At 60.3% G+C, this 17,218-nt stretch carries 19 protein-coding genes; 7 read left to right on the forward strand and 12 right to left on the reverse strand.

Annotated features, from left to right (window positions below; all coding sequences use genetic code 11):
* From AC0IXA_RS17745 to ppk2, 4 genes are all read right to left on the reverse strand, one after another.
* Entirely contained in the window at positions 1-1,374 is a 1,374-nt protein-coding gene (locus AC0IXA_RS17745; protein WP_471814104.1) for a cytochrome ubiquinol oxidase subunit I, read from the reverse strand.
* Between the two features lie 3 nt (positions 1,375-1,377).
* Positions 1,378-1,767: a VOC family protein gene (locus AC0IXA_RS17750; protein WP_125927951.1), complete on the reverse strand. Its 390-nt coding sequence runs from the start codon at positions 1,765-1,767 to the stop codon at positions 1,378-1,380.
* 23 nt (positions 1,768-1,790) lie between these two features.
* Complete coding sequence (locus AC0IXA_RS17755) at positions 1,791-2,006, reverse strand: hypothetical protein (protein ID WP_016774424.1); 216 nt, start codon at positions 2,004-2,006, stop codon at positions 1,791-1,793.
* 715 nt (positions 2,007-2,721) lie between these two features.
* On the reverse strand, positions 2,722-3,537 hold the full coding sequence (gene ppk2, locus AC0IXA_RS17760; protein ID WP_471814107.1) for a polyphosphate kinase 2: 816 nt from the start codon (positions 3,535-3,537) through the stop codon (positions 2,722-2,724).
* A gap of 189 nt (positions 3,538-3,726) precedes the next feature.
* Here ppk2 and AC0IXA_RS17765 point away from each other — a divergent pair, with 189 nt between their 5' ends.
* The 4 genes from AC0IXA_RS17765 to msrA all read left to right on the forward strand — a co-directional run bounded on the left by AC0IXA_RS17765 (position 3,727) and on the right by msrA (position 8,308).
* On the forward strand, positions 3,727-5,853 hold the full coding sequence (locus AC0IXA_RS17765; protein WP_471814109.1) for a TonB-dependent receptor family protein: 2,127 nt from the start codon (positions 3,727-3,729) through the stop codon (positions 5,851-5,853).
* Between the two features lie 542 nt (positions 5,854-6,395).
* A complete protein-coding gene (locus AC0IXA_RS17770) occupies positions 6,396-6,857 on the forward strand; it encodes an NUDIX hydrolase (protein WP_471814111.1) in 462 nt (153 codons plus the stop codon).
* 35 nt (positions 6,858-6,892) lie between these two features.
* Positions 6,893-7,678 (forward strand): enhanced serine sensitivity protein SseB, encoded by a 786-nt coding sequence (gene sseB / locus AC0IXA_RS17775; protein ID WP_471814113.1) that lies wholly within the window; start codon positions 6,893-6,895, stop codon positions 7,676-7,678.
* A gap of 123 nt (positions 7,679-7,801) precedes the next feature.
* Positions 7,802-8,308 carry a peptide-methionine (S)-S-oxide reductase MsrA gene (gene msrA, locus AC0IXA_RS17780; protein ID WP_016774420.1) on the forward strand — a complete coding sequence of 169 codons (507 nt, stop codon included), beginning with the start codon at positions 7,802-7,804 and terminating at the stop codon, positions 8,306-8,308.
* Positions 8,309-8,326: 18 nt separating this feature from the next.
* On the opposite strand, the gene AC0IXA_RS17785 is transcribed toward msrA, so the two are convergent.
* A complete protein-coding gene (locus AC0IXA_RS17785) occupies positions 8,327-9,544 on the reverse strand; it encodes an MFS transporter (protein ID WP_016774419.1) in 1,218 nt (405 codons plus the stop codon).
* Positions 9,545-9,673: 129 nt separating this feature from the next.
* Between AC0IXA_RS17785 and AC0IXA_RS17790 the strand changes: the two genes are divergently transcribed.
* Positions 9,674-10,297, forward strand: a complete 624-nt coding sequence (locus tag AC0IXA_RS17790) for a TetR/AcrR family transcriptional regulator (protein WP_016774418.1) — start codon at positions 9,674-9,676, stop codon at positions 10,295-10,297.
* A 5-nt stretch (positions 10,298-10,302) separates the two neighbouring features.
* On the opposite strand, the gene AC0IXA_RS17795 is transcribed toward AC0IXA_RS17790, so the two are convergent.
* Complete coding sequence (locus AC0IXA_RS17795) at positions 10,303-11,529, reverse strand: MFS transporter (protein ID WP_471814116.1); 1,227 nt, start codon at positions 11,527-11,529, stop codon at positions 10,303-10,305.
* Positions 11,530-11,591: 62 nt separating this feature from the next.
* On the opposite strand from AC0IXA_RS17795, the gene AC0IXA_RS17800 reads away from it, so the two are divergent.
* Positions 11,592-12,590, forward strand: a complete 999-nt coding sequence (locus AC0IXA_RS17800; protein WP_460154546.1) for a cupin domain-containing protein — start codon at positions 11,592-11,594, stop codon at positions 12,588-12,590.
* A gap of 39 nt (positions 12,591-12,629) precedes the next feature.
* Here AC0IXA_RS17800 and AC0IXA_RS17805 read toward each other — a convergent pair whose 3' ends face one another.
* From AC0IXA_RS17805 to AC0IXA_RS17815, 3 genes are read right to left on the reverse strand one after another with little or no spacing between them, the layout of a single operon-like run.
* A complete protein-coding gene (locus AC0IXA_RS17805; RefSeq protein WP_471814118.1) occupies positions 12,630-13,391 on the reverse strand; it encodes a carboxymuconolactone decarboxylase family protein in 762 nt (253 codons plus the stop codon).
* Positions 13,392-13,403: 12 nt separating this feature from the next.
* The gene (locus AC0IXA_RS17810; RefSeq protein ID WP_471814120.1) at positions 13,404-13,841 is read right to left on the reverse strand and encodes a cyclophilin-like fold protein; all 438 of its coding nucleotides are present in this window, start codon (positions 13,839-13,841) and stop codon (positions 13,404-13,406) included.
* 24 nt (positions 13,842-13,865) lie between these two features.
* Entirely contained in the window at positions 13,866-14,894 is a 1,029-nt protein-coding gene (locus tag AC0IXA_RS17815) for an alpha/beta hydrolase (protein ID WP_471814122.1), read from the reverse strand.
* A 134-nt stretch (positions 14,895-15,028) separates the two neighbouring features.
* On the opposite strand from AC0IXA_RS17815, the gene AC0IXA_RS17820 reads away from it, so the two are divergent.
* Positions 15,029-15,931: a LysR family transcriptional regulator gene (locus tag AC0IXA_RS17820; protein ID WP_471814124.1), complete on the forward strand. Its 903-nt coding sequence runs from the start codon at positions 15,029-15,031 to the stop codon at positions 15,929-15,931.
* 201 nt (positions 15,932-16,132) lie between these two features.
* Here the strand turns inward: AC0IXA_RS17820 and AC0IXA_RS17825 are convergent, their stop codons facing one another.
* From AC0IXA_RS17825 to AC0IXA_RS17835, 3 genes are read right to left on the reverse strand one after another with little or no spacing between them, the layout of a single operon-like run.
* Entirely contained in the window at positions 16,133-16,375 is a 243-nt protein-coding gene (locus tag AC0IXA_RS17825) for a hypothetical protein (RefSeq protein WP_016774412.1), read from the reverse strand.
* On the reverse strand, positions 16,375-16,905 hold the full coding sequence (locus tag AC0IXA_RS17830) for a hypothetical protein (RefSeq protein ID WP_341637733.1): 531 nt from the start codon (positions 16,903-16,905) through the stop codon (positions 16,375-16,377). The genes AC0IXA_RS17825 and AC0IXA_RS17830 overlap by 1 nt, the downstream gene beginning before the upstream one ends.
* Before the next feature lie 49 nt (positions 16,906-16,954).
* Positions 16,955-17,179 carry a DUF2188 domain-containing protein gene (locus AC0IXA_RS17835; protein ID WP_341637734.1) on the reverse strand — a complete coding sequence of 75 codons (225 nt, stop codon included), beginning with the start codon at positions 17,177-17,179 and terminating at the stop codon, positions 16,955-16,957.
* Between the last annotated feature and the right edge of the window lie 39 nt (positions 17,180-17,218).

Here is a 17,218-nt window from a genome sequence, read left to right on the forward strand (position 1 = left end):
TCAGTGCCCGGTTTCGTCGGCAAGGGTGGGCTGCGGCCCGGGTTGATCCTGCTGTGGCGGCTCGCGCAACAGGCGCAGCAACACCCACAGACCGATGCCGAAGATCAGCAGATAAAACAGCAGAATCAACCAGGTCGACCCGACGACTTGAGCCCTGGACACCGATGACAGGCTGTCCGCCGTGCGCATTAATCCGTAAACGGTAAACGGCTGTCGCCCCACTTCGGTGACGACCCAGCCGCTGAGCATCGCCAGAAATCCGGCCGGCGCCAGCAGCACGCACGCGGCCAGCCAGCGCCGCGCCGTGTACAGGCGATTACGTCGACGCAGGATCAGGCTGACCACACCCTGCCCAAGCATCAACAGCCCCAGCCCGACCATCAGCCGGAACGCGAAAAACACCGGCGCCACGGGCGGGATGTCCTCAGCCGGGAACTCATCAAGCGCGGCGATGGTGCTGGTCAGGTCATGCTGCAGGTACAGGGAACCAATGCGCGGAATCGCCACCTCCCAGTGGTTGCGGCGCTCTTGCATATCCGGCCATGCGAACAGGCGCAGTGGCTCCCCCGCGCCCTCTGGCGGGCGCGTCCATGAGCCTTCGATCGCCGCCACTTTCTGCGGCTGGGCGTGCACACTGTGCCGGCCATGCAGATCGCCGACAACAATCTGCACCGGCATCAGCAGCGCAATCACCCACAGCGCCATGGAGAATTGCAGGCGAGCACGCGGGTTTTCCCGGGCCTTGCGCAATTGCCAGGCGCTGATCCCGGCAATCAGCGTCGCGCTGCCGATGAACACGGCGAGCAGCATGTGCGCCAAGCGATAGGGAAACGAAGGATTGAAGATGATTGCCCACCAGTCCTCGGCGAGGAAACGCCCGTCCGCGCCAATCGAATAGCCGGCGGGGGTTTGCATCCATGAGTTGGCGGAAAGAATCCAGAACGCGCTGATCAGCGAGCCCACCGCCACCGCACATGTGGCAAAAAAGTGCAGACGCGGGCCGACCTTTTTCAGGCCGAACAGCATGATGCCGAGAAATCCGGCTTCAATGAAAAACGCCGCCATCACCTCATAGAACATCAGCGGACCAAGGACATCGCCGGCCTGCACCGACAGCCGCGACCAGTTGAGGCCGAACTGATACTCCAGAATCAATCCCGACGCCGTGCCCACTGCGATATTTAGCGCAAACACTTTGAGCCAGTAGCGATAGACATCCAGATAAACCTGGCGCCCGGTCCTCAACCACAACGCCTCCAGCACCATGAGGAAATTCGCCAGACCGATGCTGAACGCCGCCAGCACGATGTGGAAACTGATCGTGATCGCAAACTGGGCGCGGGCGGCCATCAGGGCCGAATCAACAGGCTCCATCCATCAGCCGCTGTAGAACACAGCCAGCTTGTTGCCTTCAGGATCGCGCAGATAGGCCACGTAAAAGTCCGGCGTATAGGCTTCGCGCGTGCCCGGAGGTCCTTCATTGCTGCCGCCACTGTCGAGCCCGGCCTTGTGCACCTGATCGACCTGGTGCCGCGAGTCGGCGCGAAACGCCGGCATCATGCCGTTGCCGGGTGTCGCCGGCTCACCATTGAACGGTTGCGAGATGTGCACACTGCCTGGGCCGTTGGACTTGTCGGCGCAATCGGGCAAGTAGAAACAGTAATGTTCTTCACGGTCATGCTGGTAGCCAAGCGGCGTCAGGATCGCCTTGTAAAAAGCCGCCGAACGCTCGACATCGTTGGCGCCGATAAACAGATAACTGAGCATGGGATGTCCTCCGATGGCAGCTGTCAGCGCTGTGGCTGTTCCTCGTTCAGGGTAAAAACATTGCCGGCGTCACGCACCAATTGGCGCCATTCGGCACTGGTGATCAGGCCTTGCTCCTCCATCTGATCCGCAGCCTTGAGCAATTCGTCATATTGCTGTTCCGGATCCAGATCGCCCTCGGCCTGCTCCGCCATCCTGCGCCATGCCGCCAGTGATGCCTTCTTTTGCTGATCGAACATACGGGTATCTCCTGAGGGACTTACCCGGTAGAAAAAACAGCGCGACAGAGGTTCAGGGCAGACGACGGATGGACGGTTTAAGCGGAATTCTTTTGTAGGAGTGAGCCTGCTCGCGATAGCGGTATATCTTTCAAAACATTTGAATGTGCCTCCGTCATCGCGAGCAGGCTCGCTCCCACAGAAAAGCAAAATCAAAAGATCGCAGCCTTCGGCAGCTCCTACAGTTGGATCGCGTACCACCTCAAGAACAGGTCGGCTGTCAGGCCGCCTTCGCGAGCAGGCTCGCTCCCACAAAAGCAAAAGCAAAGCAGCGCAGCTGCCCGCGGCGCAGCCGCCCCACTCAACAATGAGCGCAAGCTCGAGTGCGTTTGATCTTGCTTTTGATCCACCGGCGACGTCGGAAGGCTGAGTGGAGGGATTGATCCGGGCGTGGGAGCGCAGCGACCGTTCGACGAAGTCGAACACAGCGGAAGGAGGTGCAGCGAAGCAAACCGTAGCCGCTGCGCCCGGATCAGTCCCGTAGCGAAGGAACCCGAGCCTGTGAGGGCCGAACGTAGGAGCAAGCCTTTTGGGTTACCTTTTTGGCGTCTGAAAAAGGTGACTCGCCGTAAGGGCGAAACCGCCAGCCGTAACACCGCAAAAAACGGATATTCACCCAAACCAACCAAAGCCTGGTCGGCCCAAAGGCCGCCAAGCCCCAAAAAACCCGCAAATGTCAAAACCGCTCAGCCACCCGCTTATACGGATAATCCGGCTCGCGGTACTTGCCCGGCTTCTGCCGTTTCGGCAACTCGACCTTGTCGCGCTTGACCTCCTCATAGGGGATGCGACTGAGCAGATCAGTGATGATGTTCAGCCGCGCACGACGTTTGTCGTTGGAATCGGCCACCATCCACGGCGCCCAATCGGTGTCGGTATGCTTGAACATCTCGTCCCGCGCCCGTGAGTAGTCATACCAGCGACTGTAGGATTTCAGATCCATTGGTGTCAGTTTCCAGATCTTGCGCCCGTCATTGATTCGCGCTTCGAGCCGGCGGGTCTGTTCCTCCGGACTGACCTCAAGCCAGTACTTGAGCAGGATCACCCCCGAATCGACGATAGCGTTCTCCACCCAAGGGATCGATTTGAGAAACTTGTCAGCCTGTTCTTCCGTGCAAAAGCCCATGACCCGTTCGACGCCGGCGCGGTTGTACCAACTGCGGTCGAAAATCACCACCTCGCCGCCCGCCGGCAGATGCGGCAGATAGCGCTGTACATGCATCTGGCTCTTTTCTCGATCGGTTGGCGCCGGTAATGCCATCACGCGGAACACCCGTGGGCTGACGCGTTCGGTGATCGCCTTGATCACCCCGCCCTTGCCCGCACCGTCGCGCCCTTCGAAAACAATGCACACCTTGACACCTTTGGCGATGACCCACTCCTGCAGCTTGACCAGTTCAATATGCAGCTTGCGCAGCTGTTGCAGATAGTCCTTGTTTTTCAAGCGCGGACGTTCGATTGCCTTTGCAGGTTTCTTCTTGTCTTTCGCCATGAACCTGTCCTCGCGCTTCAACAGCCCGCTGAATTTGTTTATTGACCCGAAGGGCCTGATCCGTGAGGTTAGTTCACGCCCGGTTGTTTGCCATTGCCGGGCAAAAAAGCCCTGTCGCCATGTGTTTCCTGAGGTTGTTCAGACGTCGCACTGTTCATTGCCCGATCCCTGTTTGCTGGAGTTTTTTCGATGCCGTCGTCCAAATCATTGCCCACTGCCCTGCTCGGTCTGGCCCTGGCCTGCCCGGTGATGGCCGAGACCCAAGGTCTGGAGCTGGGGCAAGTGCTGATTTCGGCAGATCAGCGCAGTGGCAGCGATGCAGCGGTCGAAGAAGCGCGGCAACGCCTTGAGCAGGTTCCCGGCGGCGCCAATGTGGTCGACATGCGCCAGCCGTTGCAGGGCCGTGTTGCCAGCAATCAGGATGTGCTGGCCTATCAGCCGGGGGTGTATGCGCAGTCGGCGGGCAACGAAGGCGTAAAGATTTCCATCCGTGGTTCAGGCATCAACCGCGCACCCGGCGCCCATGCGTCGGGGCTGTACACGATGCTGGATGGCTTGCCCCTCACCGGCCCCGGCGGCACACCGTATGAATTGCTCGAGCCGTTGTGGGTCGACCATGTCGAAGTGCTGCGCGGCGCCAACGGCTTCGATCGCGGCGCGCTGGCACTGGGCGGCGCTATCGATTACGTCAGCCACACCGGTTACACCGCGCCAAAGCTGCAAGTGCGCTACGCCACTGGCAGCCATGGCTATCAGCAGCGCCAGGTCAGCTCCGGGCAAGTGCTGGGAGATTTCGATTATTACGTGTCCCTGACCGATGCCAACGCCGACGGCTATCAGGACCACACCGCCAGCGAGAGCAAAGGCCTGATCGCCAACTTCGGCTATCGCTTCAACCCGAATCTGGAAACCCGCTTCTACTTCCGCTATCGCGAAACCGACAACGACCTCGCCGGTCGCGTGACCAAGCATTCCATCGAACACAGCCCACGGGCAGCCAACCCGGCGTATGTGGCTCGCGATGACAGCCGCAAGCAGCCCGGCAGTACCTTCATCGGCAACAAGACCACGTTCTATCTCGATGACGATTCGAGCATCCAGACCGGCCTCGCCTACCACGACTACCCGATGGATCTGCGCGAAGGCCCGAACCGGCTGAAGGTGGCTTACACCGACGTCAGCGGCACCTTCGACTACAAGCGCCGCGACACTTTGTTCGGCATGGAAAGCCGCAGCAACGTCGGCCTGCGCGTGACCAAGCACCTGCCCAACGACGGCGCCAGTGAGTTCGTGCGCATCCCGAGTGGCAACACCGCCAGCTATGCCCCGGGCACGCGGATGCGCAATTTCACTTATCAGGGTTCGGACACCGTGCTGCATTTCGGCAATGACCTGGAAATTGCCGACGACCTCTGGCTGACCACCGGCCTTGCCGCCATCTACACCCGCCGCGAAAGCGCCGTGACCTATCCGCAGGGTGGCGGCAAGACCAGCCTCAGTGATTGGGACTATGCTCCGCGCATCGGCCTGCGCTACCAGATCACCCCGGACGTGCAAGTGTTCGGTAACCTCAGCCGCTCCGTCGAAGCACCGCACCCGTGGTCGCTGATCTACAGCTCCAACGTGCGCTTCCCTGCCGGCAACGGCGCCGCCAGTGGCACCCAGCGCGACCCGGTCGAACTGCAAAACCAGACTGCAACCACTCTGGAAATCGGTGGCCGTGGCGACAGCAAACTGGACGAATGGAGCCTGGCCTGGTACTACGCGCAAGTTCGTCACGAACTGCTCTCGGTACTGCCGGACGCCAACGCCGTCACGCCCTACGAACTCAACGCCAGCCCGACCGTGCACCAGGGCATCGAGGCCAGTCTCAACAGCAAACTCTGGACCGCCGCCAACGGCCGCCAGCTGAGCTTGCGCCAGGCCTACACCTTCAGCGACTTCCACTACCGCGACGACGAACGCTTCGGCGACAACCGCCTGCCGGGCCTGCCGATGCATTATTACCAGGGCGAACTGCGTTACGACTGGCCGCAGGGCTTCTTCGCCGCCGTGAACACGCAACTGGTGTCCAAAGTTGCCGTGGACTACGCCAACAGCTACTACGCCGATCCGTACGCCCTGTTCGGCGCCACCCTGGGCTACAACGCGCCGAAGGGCGACTGGCAAGGCTGGGTCGACATGCGCAACCTGACCGGCAAGCGTTATGCGGCAACGGTCACGCCGGGGTATGACGACAAAGGTCTGGATGCCGCGCGGTCGACCCCGGGTGAAGGGATGGGGGTTTATGTTGGGGTTTCGTGGAGTTTGTTGTGAGGCCTGTTGGCTGTAGACGGACAACTCCAGCCAATCTGCACTACGCTGGCTAGCGATATGAGACAGCTTGCGGAAGGTTCGCTCAATGACAGTCTGCTGCCCTGATTGTGGGTTCACCACGGATAACCTACCGCCCACGCATAAATGCCCTGAGTGCGGAGAGTTTTCCCACGATTGGTTGATTTACGACTGGGAAGAATTTGCTGCGATCAAACGTCGGCACATCAAGTACAACGTCGCGATTCTTGGGGCATTGCTGATCAATGTGCTTCTGGCCCTCGCGCTTCAGTCCAGCAATGCTTTCCAGTGGTTTCTGACGCTATTGGCGATACCGGCGATCATAAGCTGGCTTCGTTGTCGCAGACAATTGCGGGCGAGGTCAGCATATAAAGGCCATGAATCTGGCGTTGTTTTTCCATGGTTCAGCGGGTTGGGTGGTCTTTAATGGCTGTGCAATAAGGAGCTCTTTCCAGCCCGACGTCCTCTTGCAATACGAATCCGAAACACAACAAGCAGTGGCAAGCCCTTCAAGGAAGATGTAGATGCGCGAACGCAAAGCAGCACGATTACTGGTCATAAGTCCCTCGCAAGAAGTTCTGCTTTTCAGATTTATCCATGAGAACGGCGCCTTGGCCGGCAGAAATTACTGGGCAACCCCAGGCGGCGGCCTTGAAAGCGACGAAACGTTCCATGACGCTGCAATACGTGAGTTGCTTGAGGAAACCGGCATAGAGGCCAGCGGCGTTGAGGGACCTGTAGCGCACCGTGATTTTTCCATGCTATTACCCAGCGGCGAAACTGTACTCGCGGTCGAACAATATTTCGTCGCGCATACGCCAAGCGAGCGGCTATCCAGAGCTGGCTGGACTCAGGAAGAAACCGAGGTCATGGCCGATCATCGTTGGTGGTCCGCTGAATCGCTACGAGGCACCGACGATCAGATATGGCCCGAGAGGCTGGATGAAATGCTGGTGAATGCAGGCATCTTCGAGTCGGTCAGGTAATCATCGCTCTCCACTGAAAATAACGGACTGACCTCATGGATACTTCCCAAGAAAACCCATTGGAAACATCACTCCGGCTGGCCGCGGACGAACCCGCGCATCGCCCTGAGTTCTATCGCACCCTGCTGGACTCGACCGTCTACATCCTCGGCACCGCCGGTGCGGCGCAAGGCCATGTCAATCTCGAAGCCGGCAGCAATATCAGCATCGCTCATTGGCAGAAGCCCGATGGCACGCCGGTCATTCCGTTCTTCTCCTCACTGCCAACGCTGCAACAATCCATCGACAGCGAGCAGAGCTATGTGGAGATACCCGCCCGATCATTGTTCGAAATCACGCTGGGCGCGCTGCTTTTTCTGAATCCGAAGTCGCCGTACGGCAAGGAATTCCTTCCGGAGGAAGTGCAACGCCTGCTCTCAGGCGAAATCGGCCGGCCCGCCACGCAGCGTACCGTTGAAAAAGAAACCAACGTGTTGCTTGGACAGCCTTCGGACTACCCATCGACGATGGTCCATTCGCTCTCGCAATTGCTGGCCAAACACGCCAATGTGAAACGCGCATTCCTGGCGCTGATGCACGACCCCTCGATTGATGAAAAACCGCACTTGATCGTCGGCATCGAAGCGGATGGCGATATCGAACAGGTCATGCGCGAAGCCGGCAATGTCGCTGGGGACACAGCCCCCGATGGCGGACCAGTTGATTTTTGCCGCGTGCTGACGGGACAAGCCGGGCTGAGTGATTACTTCCTCAGGGAGACCAAGCCATTCTACGAACGCAAGGCACCGAGCAAGCTGCGTTCGTTCTTTGGCTTTGGTTGACACGCCTGCATGCCGCTTGATCAGCAGGCCAGTGATCGATTCTGATAAGCGTGACCTTGGATTCTCTCAACCCGCCCTCATAACAGTGGGTATCCCCCATCGTCTCGAGAGGAAGCACACACCATGACCACTCAAACCGAAACTGCCATTCTCGCCGGCGGCTGCTTCTGGGGCATGCAGGATCTGTTGCGCCGCTATCCGGGTGTGCTGAAAACCCGCGTCGGCTATACCGGCGGCGATGTGCCGAATGCGACCTATCGCAACCACGGCAACCACGCCGAAGCCATCGAGATTGAATTCGATCCGGCGGTAATCAGCTACCGGCAGATCCTCGAGTTCTTCTTCCAGATCCACGACCCGAGCACGCCCAACCGTCAAGGCAACGATCTTGGCCCGAGCTACCGGTCGGCGATCTACTACCTCAACGACGAGCAGCGTGCCGTCGCCGAAGACACCGCTGCCGATGTCGACGCCTCGAAGCTGTGGCCGGGCCGTGTGGTAACCGAAATCGAACCGGCCGGGCCGTTCTGGGAAGCGGAACCCGAGCATCAGGATTACCTGGAGCGGATTCCGAATGGCTACACTTGCCATTTCATCCGGCCTAACTGGAAACTGCCGAAGCGCGGTTGAAGAAACTGCTGGCGGGGTTCAATGCCCCGCCACCACCGAAGCTTCTACAGAGCGCGGGCCCGACTTGAAACCGTGGGCCCGGGCACCCCAGGCAATGGCGAAGGCGATAGCGACCAGTGCCAGCATGGCCCACGGAAATGAGGCAACGCCCCACTGATCGAGCAGCACGCCGCCGACGACACCGCTGCCAGCGATCGCGCTGTTCCACGCCACTACATTCAACGACAAGGCGACATCCGCTCCGTTGCCCGCCGCGTCAGCCAGCGCCGTTTGCAACAGCGTCGCCGCGCCGCCGAACGTCAAACCCCATACCGCCACGCCGAGATAAATCACCTCTGGGTTGCGTCCGCCAAAACCCAGCGCCACGCAGACCGCGGCAAAGGTCGCCAAACTCAGCAGAACAGTCGAGCGCAGCAGCGGCTCGACCAGCTTCGCCGTCAGCCATATCCCGACCAGCGCGGCGATGCCGAAGATCAACAACACCACATCCACCCGCTCGGCCATGCCCGCCGGCGCAACGAACGGAGCGATATAGGTGTAGAGAATGTTGTGCGCCAGCATCCAGCTGATCACCACTGCAAGCACAGGACGCACGCCCGGGGTAGTCAAGACTTTGCTCAGCGATAGGCGTTGATGGGCCGGCTGCGGCGGGTAGTCGGGCACTTTCACCAGCACCCAGACGATCAGTACCAAGGTCAGCGCCGACATCAGGCCGAATGTAGTGCGCCAACCGACCAGCCCACCGAGCCACGTACCCAGAGGCACGCCCAGCGACAGCGCAATCGGTGTGCCGACCATCGCCAGTGCCAACGCCTTGCCCTGCTGTTCGGGCTCAACCATGCGTCGCGCATAGCCGGCCAACAGACTCCATGCCAAACCCGCTGCAACCCCGGCGAAGAACCGCGCGACCAGCGTAACGCCGTAGTGCGACGACAGCGCGGTAATCGAATTGAACAGCAGGAAACCGACAATCGTCAGCAGCAGCACGTTGCGGCGCCGCCAGCCCCGGGTGGCGATGGTCATCGGGATCACCGCCAGTACGGAACCCAATGCGTACGCGGTAACCATTTGCCCGGCCATGGACGGCGAAATCGCCAGGCCTTCACTGATCAACGGCAACAGGCCCGCCGGCAGGGTTTCGGTGACGATGCAGATGAAGCCAGTCATGGCCAGCGCCAGCAAAGCGCCGATGGGCAGACCTTTTGGCGTAGCCGTTAACGTGATTGAAGGTGTCACTGGAAGCTCCTCGAAAAACCGACTCAGATTTAAATACCGATCGATCTAGATCCTGAGGGTGCATGCGCAGCGTTGTCAACAATTTCTGTATCGACTAGTCTTTATATTAAATCAATGAGGAGTCAGGTCATGGCGAGAACCGGTCGCCCCCGTCAGTTTGATCGCGACGACGCCGTCGATCAGGCTTTGCAACTGTTCTGGCAACACGGCTACGACGCGACATCGCTGGCCCAATTGAAGGCAGGCCTGGGTGGCGGTATCTCTGCACCTAGCTTCTACGCCGCGTTCGGTTCCAAGGAAGCGTTGTTCGATGAATGCGTGCAGCGTTATTTAACCACCTATGCGCAAGTCACCGAGTGCCTGTGGGACGACAGCCTGCCACCACGCCAGGCGATCGAGACCGCTTTGCGCCAGTCGGCACGCATGCAGTGCGACGACACACACCCCAAGGGCTGCATGGTTACCCTCGGCGTCATGAGCGCACCGAGCCCGGAAACCGCCCATGTGGCGCAAGCCCTGACCCACTCAAGGCAGCGCACCCGTGCCGGCATTCAAGCCTGCGTCGAACGCGCTGTGAATGCCGACGAGCTGGCCAGCGGCACAAGTGCGGCGGCGATGGCGACGGTATTCGACAGTTTCCTGCAGGGCATATCCATCCTCGCCAGAGACAACACCGCGCTGGATAACATTGATGCTGCTATCACTCAGGTCATGCAAACCTGGGACATTGCCGTCACGCGTAAGGCGGATTGATCAAATCACAAATGCACCGGTGCCACCGGCGCCGAACCCGGCTCCGGCACATCGACATTGACCTTCAGTGCAATCAGCAGCGCGGCCAGCAACATCAGAATTCCAGCCGCTACAAACACACCATGGATACCGCTGAAACTGAACACCGAACCGCCGGCGGCGGCGCCTGCGGCAATCGCCGACTGCACGGACGCCACAACCATGCCGCCTGCGCTTTCGGCCTGATCGGGTATCGAGCGCGCCACCCAGTTCGACCATGCGACCGGCACGCCACCGAAGGCCATCCCCCACAGCGCCAAGAGCAACGCCTGCCCGGTGACCGACGCCGGTAACCCGACCAACGCCAGAGCAGCAACGCCCACCAACACTGGCATCAGCACCAACGTTGCCCTTGGATTGCGCTGCAACAGCCAGCCGGCGAACAGCGTGCCGGCAAAGTTCGCCACGCCGAAACCAAGGAGCATCAGTGCCAGCATCTGCGGGCTGACGCCGGTGGTGCTTTCCAGAAATGGCCTGATATAGGTGAACAACGCGAAATGGCCGGTATGCACCAATACACAGCCGAACATGCCGACGGCAATGCCCGGTCGCAGCAACACCTCAAGCACCGTACGCAGGCGTGACGGACGATGCGGCGCCAGACTGGGTAGCGTGAACATCTGAAAGACCAGCGTCACCACGCCCACCGCTGCTGCTGCGAAAAACGCACTGCGCCAGCCAAACTGGCCGCCGAGATAGCTGCCCAACGGCACCGCCACCACGGTACCCACGGCGATCCCGCTGAAGATGATCGACAACGCGCGGGGCAGCAGCGCCGCCGGCACCAGGCGCATGGCCACGGCCGCCGCCATGCTCCAGAATCCGCCCAGAGCTATGCCCAAAAGGATGCGCATGATCAGCAACACTGCGAGGCTGGACGACAACGCCACCAGCAGATTCGAGGCGATCATCAGTGCCGAAAAGCCGAGTAATACCAGCCGCCGATCAAGGCTGCGCGTCAACCCAGGTACGAGCAATCCTGCAAACAGCGCGACCACCGCGGTCACCGTCACCGCTTGCCCGGCCAGCGCTTCGCTGACGCCAAAATCGAGCGCCATCGGCGTCAGCAGGCTGGCCGGCAGATATTCCGCCGTGAGCAGACCAAACACACCCATCGCCAGTGAAAACACCGCCATCCACGCAGGCACCAGCGGCTCCCCGTCAGTTCGCCCATCACCTACACGTTCATTCATTTCAAGACTCCCTCGGACATTTCGAGAGGGCAGTCTATTGGCGGCAAACCGGATGATCTATGATGCGCAGTCTTGAACTTTTGATCGAAACCCCGAACATGAGCAGCACCGATCCCTTTGCACTGTCATCAGACCTGATCACTGAATTGCTGCGCAGCATGCGTCTGCGTGGCGTGCAATATCGGCGGATCCACGCTGGTCCGCCGTATGGCCTGGGTTTCACCGACAAGCCCGGCCATGCGTATTTCCATTTCGTTGCCGCCGGATCGACAGTGTTGCGGCTGGAGGACGGCAGCTTGTACGAATTGTCGGCAGGCAATGCGGTATTCATTGCCCATGGTGCTGCGCACCAGTTGCTGTCTCATGCAGGCGCCGAGGTGCAGGACATTGACAGCGCCGTCGCCGCACCGCTCGGCGACACGGTCTGCGCGGTGCAGGTCGGACACAGCGCCGATTTGCCCGATAGCGCCCTGCTCTTTAGTGGCTGTATGGAGTTCGAACTCGGCAGCCTGCAAGGCCTCGGTCGGCTGATGCCGGGTCTTATGCTGATCGACGCCGGTGGCCAGCGCTATCCGGGACTCATGCCGATTCTCGCGACCATGGAACGCGAAGTCAGCGCAGCGCGCATTGGCTTTGCCGGCATTCTCGCGCGCCTTGCCGACGTAGTGGCGGCAATGATTGTTCGCGGCTGGGTCGAATGCGCTTGCGGCAATGCCTCCGGTCTCGTCGCCGCCCTGCGCGACCCTCGCCTGGCGCAGGCCTTGCTGGCCCTGCACCAACAACCGGGGCGCGACTGGAGCGTCGCCGAACTCGCAACGCTGTGCAACACCTCACGCTCGGTCTTCGCCGAACGCTTCCAGACCACCCTCGGCACCCCGCCGCTGCGCTACGCCACCGAACTGCGCATGCGCCTGGCCAGTCAGTGGCTGACCCTGGAAAGACTGCCAATCGAAGAAGTGGCGCAGCGCCTGGGCTACACCTCCCAAGCGGCGTTCAGTCGTGCGTTCAAGCGGATAACAGGAAGCTCACCGGGAGCGAGTCGGCGCCAGCGCGCACTATAAGAATTGCATTAACAGAGCGGCAATGAATCCGAGCCGCCCTCACCGCTGGATTTTGTCCAGCCCCGCGCCCACCCGCTCAGCAGCCTGAAAATCCCCACGCGCCTCCAACTCCTGCGCCACTCGCCGCAACTGCTCAACCGTCAATCCCACATTCAGACTGATCTTCAAATGCGACTCCAGTTGCGACTCCACCCCAGCCATTGCCGCCAGCGCACCGACAGTCGCCAGTTCCCGATCCGTCCATGCCAGGTTGTCGCGGGCGAAGATGTCACCGAACAAGTGCACTTTCAGGAACTGATCGATCGCCGGGGCGAATTCGAAAAGGGGGCCGGACACTGGCGCACCGACCAGACGAGTCTGATTGTCGGTGCCGAGTTCAGTGAGCGCATATCCCGACGGAACCGGACCCGGCTCGCGTCCCGGCACGTCTTCGATGCCCCGCGCGGCGCGTTCCTGCAAAACCTTCATCAGCAATGACAAGGCGTTGAGGCTGCGCGGGAATCCGGCGTAGGCGTACAGCTGCACCAGAATTTCCTTGGTCTCGCTGATGCTCAGCCCGGCATCAAGACCACGATTGAGTGCGTCGTGCAAACGCGGCATGTCGCCGATTGCAGCGTTGGCGGCAATCGGGGCGATGGCCAGTTGCTTAGGGGTCAGAGGCTGTTCTTTCATGATCGGTTTCTCCGGTGATCGGGAAGGATTGGCGCAGAGAGGATTGACGCAGGCTGCACTGGCGAGGACCGCGCAGCCGAGGGCCAGGATGCGCAGAAGGCGCCCTTGATATAACGATCTCTGGTTCATCAATGACTCTCCTCACTCATGCAGAGTGAACGTCACCCGCACATCGCCGCGCCCCAAGACTTCGGCCAAGTCCTGCGGGCGTTCGATGCGGCCAAGACGCGAATAGCGGTAGGACGAATCGAAGGTTTTGTAGAAGACCACCAACGTATCGTCGCCATACAAAAGGAAATCGCCGTTGTGGATCGTGCCCGGCCGGAAGGGCTGGGTGGGCAATGGCGGCTGCACGGTGGCGTATTTTTCATTGCCGTGCAGGTCGGTCATTTCCAGGCTCAGCGGCAATCGCGTGAGCAATTGCCGCGTACTCGGGTTGTCATCCAGAGCAATGGCAAAACGCTGTTCTCCGACGGTCATCCACATCCTGCTGGCCTCCATAGCGGTCGGTGCAGACAGAGCAACGGGCAGCCATGCCATCAGTACGAATCCCTTCCAGCCGTTGGCAAAAAACCGCATCGCTTTGCTCCGTCGCGTTGAAAGTTACTTCAGGTTGCTCTTGAAGAACTGCGTCAGCTTGGCAAAAGGAATCAGCTCGACCCGGTCGTACAGATCGACATGGCCGGCATTCGGCACGATCACCAGTTCTTTCGGCTGCCCCGCCAACCGGAACGCCTCTTCGCTGAACTCACGGGAGTGCGCGTCGGCACCGGCAATAAACAACATCGGGCGCGGCGAGATGCTCTCGATATCGACGAACGGATAGAAGTTCATGAACTTGGTGTTGCTGCTCAGCGTCGGCCGCGTGGTCTGTTGCGGCGTCGAGCTGGCCGGGGTGAATTCGCCGCGTGGGGTGCGGTAGAAATCGAAGAATTCACGCTGGATCGGATGGGTGTCGGCCTTCAGTTCGAGCACGGTGCCGCCGGTGTATTCGACCTTGCCGCCAGTAAACTCGGCGTAACGCTGCTCGGCCGCTTGCGCAATGATCTGCTTGCGCTGCGCAAGGCTTTGCGAGTGCTTGAGGCCATCACGGTTGGCTGCGCCCATGTCGTACATGCTGACCGTGGCGATGGCTTTCATGCGTGGGTCGATTTTCGCCGCGCTGATCACGAAGCTGCCGCTGCCGCAGATGCCCAACACGCCGATGCGCTCGCGGTCGATGAATGGCCGTGTGCCGAGGTAATCGACGGCCGCGCTGAAGTCTTCGGCATACATGTCCGGCAACACCGCGTTACGCGGCGCGCCCTCGCTTTCGCCCCAGAACGACAGATCCAGCGACAGGGTGACAAAGCCCTGCTCCGCCAGTTTCTGTGCGTACAGATTGGAGCTCTGCTCCTTTACCGCGCCCATCGGATGACCAACGATAATCGCCGCGCTGCGCGCTGCCGGGTCGAGTCCTTTAGGGACAAACAGGTTGCCGACCACGGTGAGTTGATATTGATTTTTGAAGCTGACCTTCTGCACGGTCACCTTGTCGCTCTTGAAGAAATTGTCAGCATCGTGGGACATGTCAGCTCCGAATGCAGTAAATGAACTCAGGAGAAACCCGAGCAGTATGAACAGTCGTTTCATGGGGGCGTCCTTGATCGAGAAACCAGGCGAGGCCGGGATGGAGGTATTGTTGCGCAGGCTCGAGGTTTTGATTAGCTAATGAGTGCTTAATGCGGTTATAAACACTGCTAATCAATAAACCCGAGCGCGCGCCCATGGCCAAACCCAACTTCAACGACCTGCTCGCCTTCGTCACGGTTGCCCGCAGCGGCAGCTTCACCCGCGCGGCGGTGCAACTGGGCGTGACGCAATCGGCGGTGAGCCAGGTAGTCTCGGCGCTGGAAGCGCGTCTGAAAATTCGCCTGCTGACCCGCACCACACGCAGCGTGTCACTGACGGCGGCCGGCGAACGTTTGCTGCACACCGTGGGTCATCGTTTCGATGAAATCGAAGCCGAGCTGGACGCGCTGACCGAGTTGCGCGACAAGCCTGCCGGTACGGTGCGCATCACCTGCGGCGACAACATCATCAAGACCACTCTGCTGCCCAAGCTGACGCCACTATTGCTGCAATACCCGGACATCAAGCTCGAGTTCGATATCAACTACGGTTTCCGCGACATCGTTGCCGACCGCTTCGATGCCGGCGTGCGTTTCAGCGATACCGTCGCCCAAGACATGATCGCCGTACCGATCGGCCCGCCGCTGCGCATGGCCGTCGTCGCCTCGCCCGACTACTTTGCCCGGCACCCCGCCCCGCAACATCCGCGCGATCTGGCGGCGCACCGCTGCATCGACATTCGATTTCCGACCTACGACGGTGTCGATGCCTGGGAATTCGAGCGGCAGGGCAAAAAGCTGAAAGTGCGGGTCGACGGCCAACTGGTGTTCAACTCCACCGTGCACATCGCCGACGCCGCTGTGAACGGTCTAGGGATTGCCTACCTGCCTGAAGACGAGTTCGGTGCGCATCTGGCTGAAGGGCGTTTGGTCAGAGTGCTGGAGGACTGGTGCGAACCGTTCGGTGGCTTCCACCTCTACTACCCCAGCCGCCGCCAACCATCGCCGGCGTTTTCACTGGTGGTGGATGCGTTGCGCGTGGATCCAGCCCCGTGGTAGGAGCGGGCCTGCTCGCGATAGCGTCGGCACATCCAACAGGGTAAGTGCCTGATCCAGCGCTTTCGCGAGCAGGCTCGCTCCCACAGGTTTTTGCGTCAGCTCCCGGAAATCATCGATTCACAAATCCATTGTGGGAGCGAGCCTGCTCGCGAAGGCGTCAGACCAGGCACATCATCTCTGCATGCCAGCCCCGCGACCCCCTCACAACTTCGACACGTCCCCGGTCGCCTCGGCAATCGTCGCCAACGTTTCCTCCATGCTGGCGATGTCTTCTTGCAGCTTTTGAAACACCAGATCCAACGACTCGGGGGCGTCCACGGTCTGATGGCCACGCAGCGACTCGACGCTAGCGCTCTCCACGTGCTGGAGAATGTCGACACTTTCTCGCAGTGCCAACAGCTGATCGAAGATAGCGGCAATCTGCGCCTGGCTGCGGGTGCTCATTATTTCCACCCGAGCCTGGCAATGATTTCACGGCGATACGGCGTGTCGATCTGCGCCGGCACCTGTTCGATATAGTCGCGCGCTTGTTCGTGCGCCGCGCCGCTCAACCCGGCCAGATAAGAAACTGCGTCGTCGACATTCGGCACCAGGCCTTCAATGTTCTTGAATCTGCCGGGCAGCGCCGTCCAGATCACCGCATCGAGTTGCCGAGGAATTGCCCATTCAGCAAGCACGCCCATCGCCGAGGTACCGACGGTGAAACTGCCGATGCCATCCTCCCTGCCCTCCGGCACGCCTTCTCGAACACGCAGGAGTTCGCGGGCCTGATCGAGATCGGTCACGTCCAGGACCGACCACAGCACTTTGCACGGCGGCGCGTTCGCGCTTATGGCTGTAGTCAACTCGCCAGTGTCACTGACGCGAACGAAGTCGATCGGTACCTGCGGCCCGTCGGCAAACCACTCGCTGGCCAGCGGCAAGCCGTCCGGTTTCCAGATCAGTGAGCCCCATCCCAGACATGCAATGACCATAAATCAGACCCTTCTGAAGAAACGATGAACACAGAAAAGAACAGCCTGCTCAGCCTTTGGTTTTTCGCGGGTCGGCTGCGCGCGGAAAGGTGCGTTCTTCCTGGATCGTCCCGTCCTCTTTATGGATTTTCAGCGAGGCGGTTTTGTCCTGCAGATAGTCGCTGGCAATCTGCGTGATCTCGGCTTTGGTCGACGCCGTTTTCGACGCACGCTGCGCGCCCTCTTTGACCAGTTCCCAGCGCTGCTGGTTTTTGTTGATGTGGTAGTTATCCATTCCTTCACCTCTGACGTGAATATGTGACCGGTAATGGAT

It is taken from the genome of Pseudomonas sp. AC083, assembly GCF_979253165.1.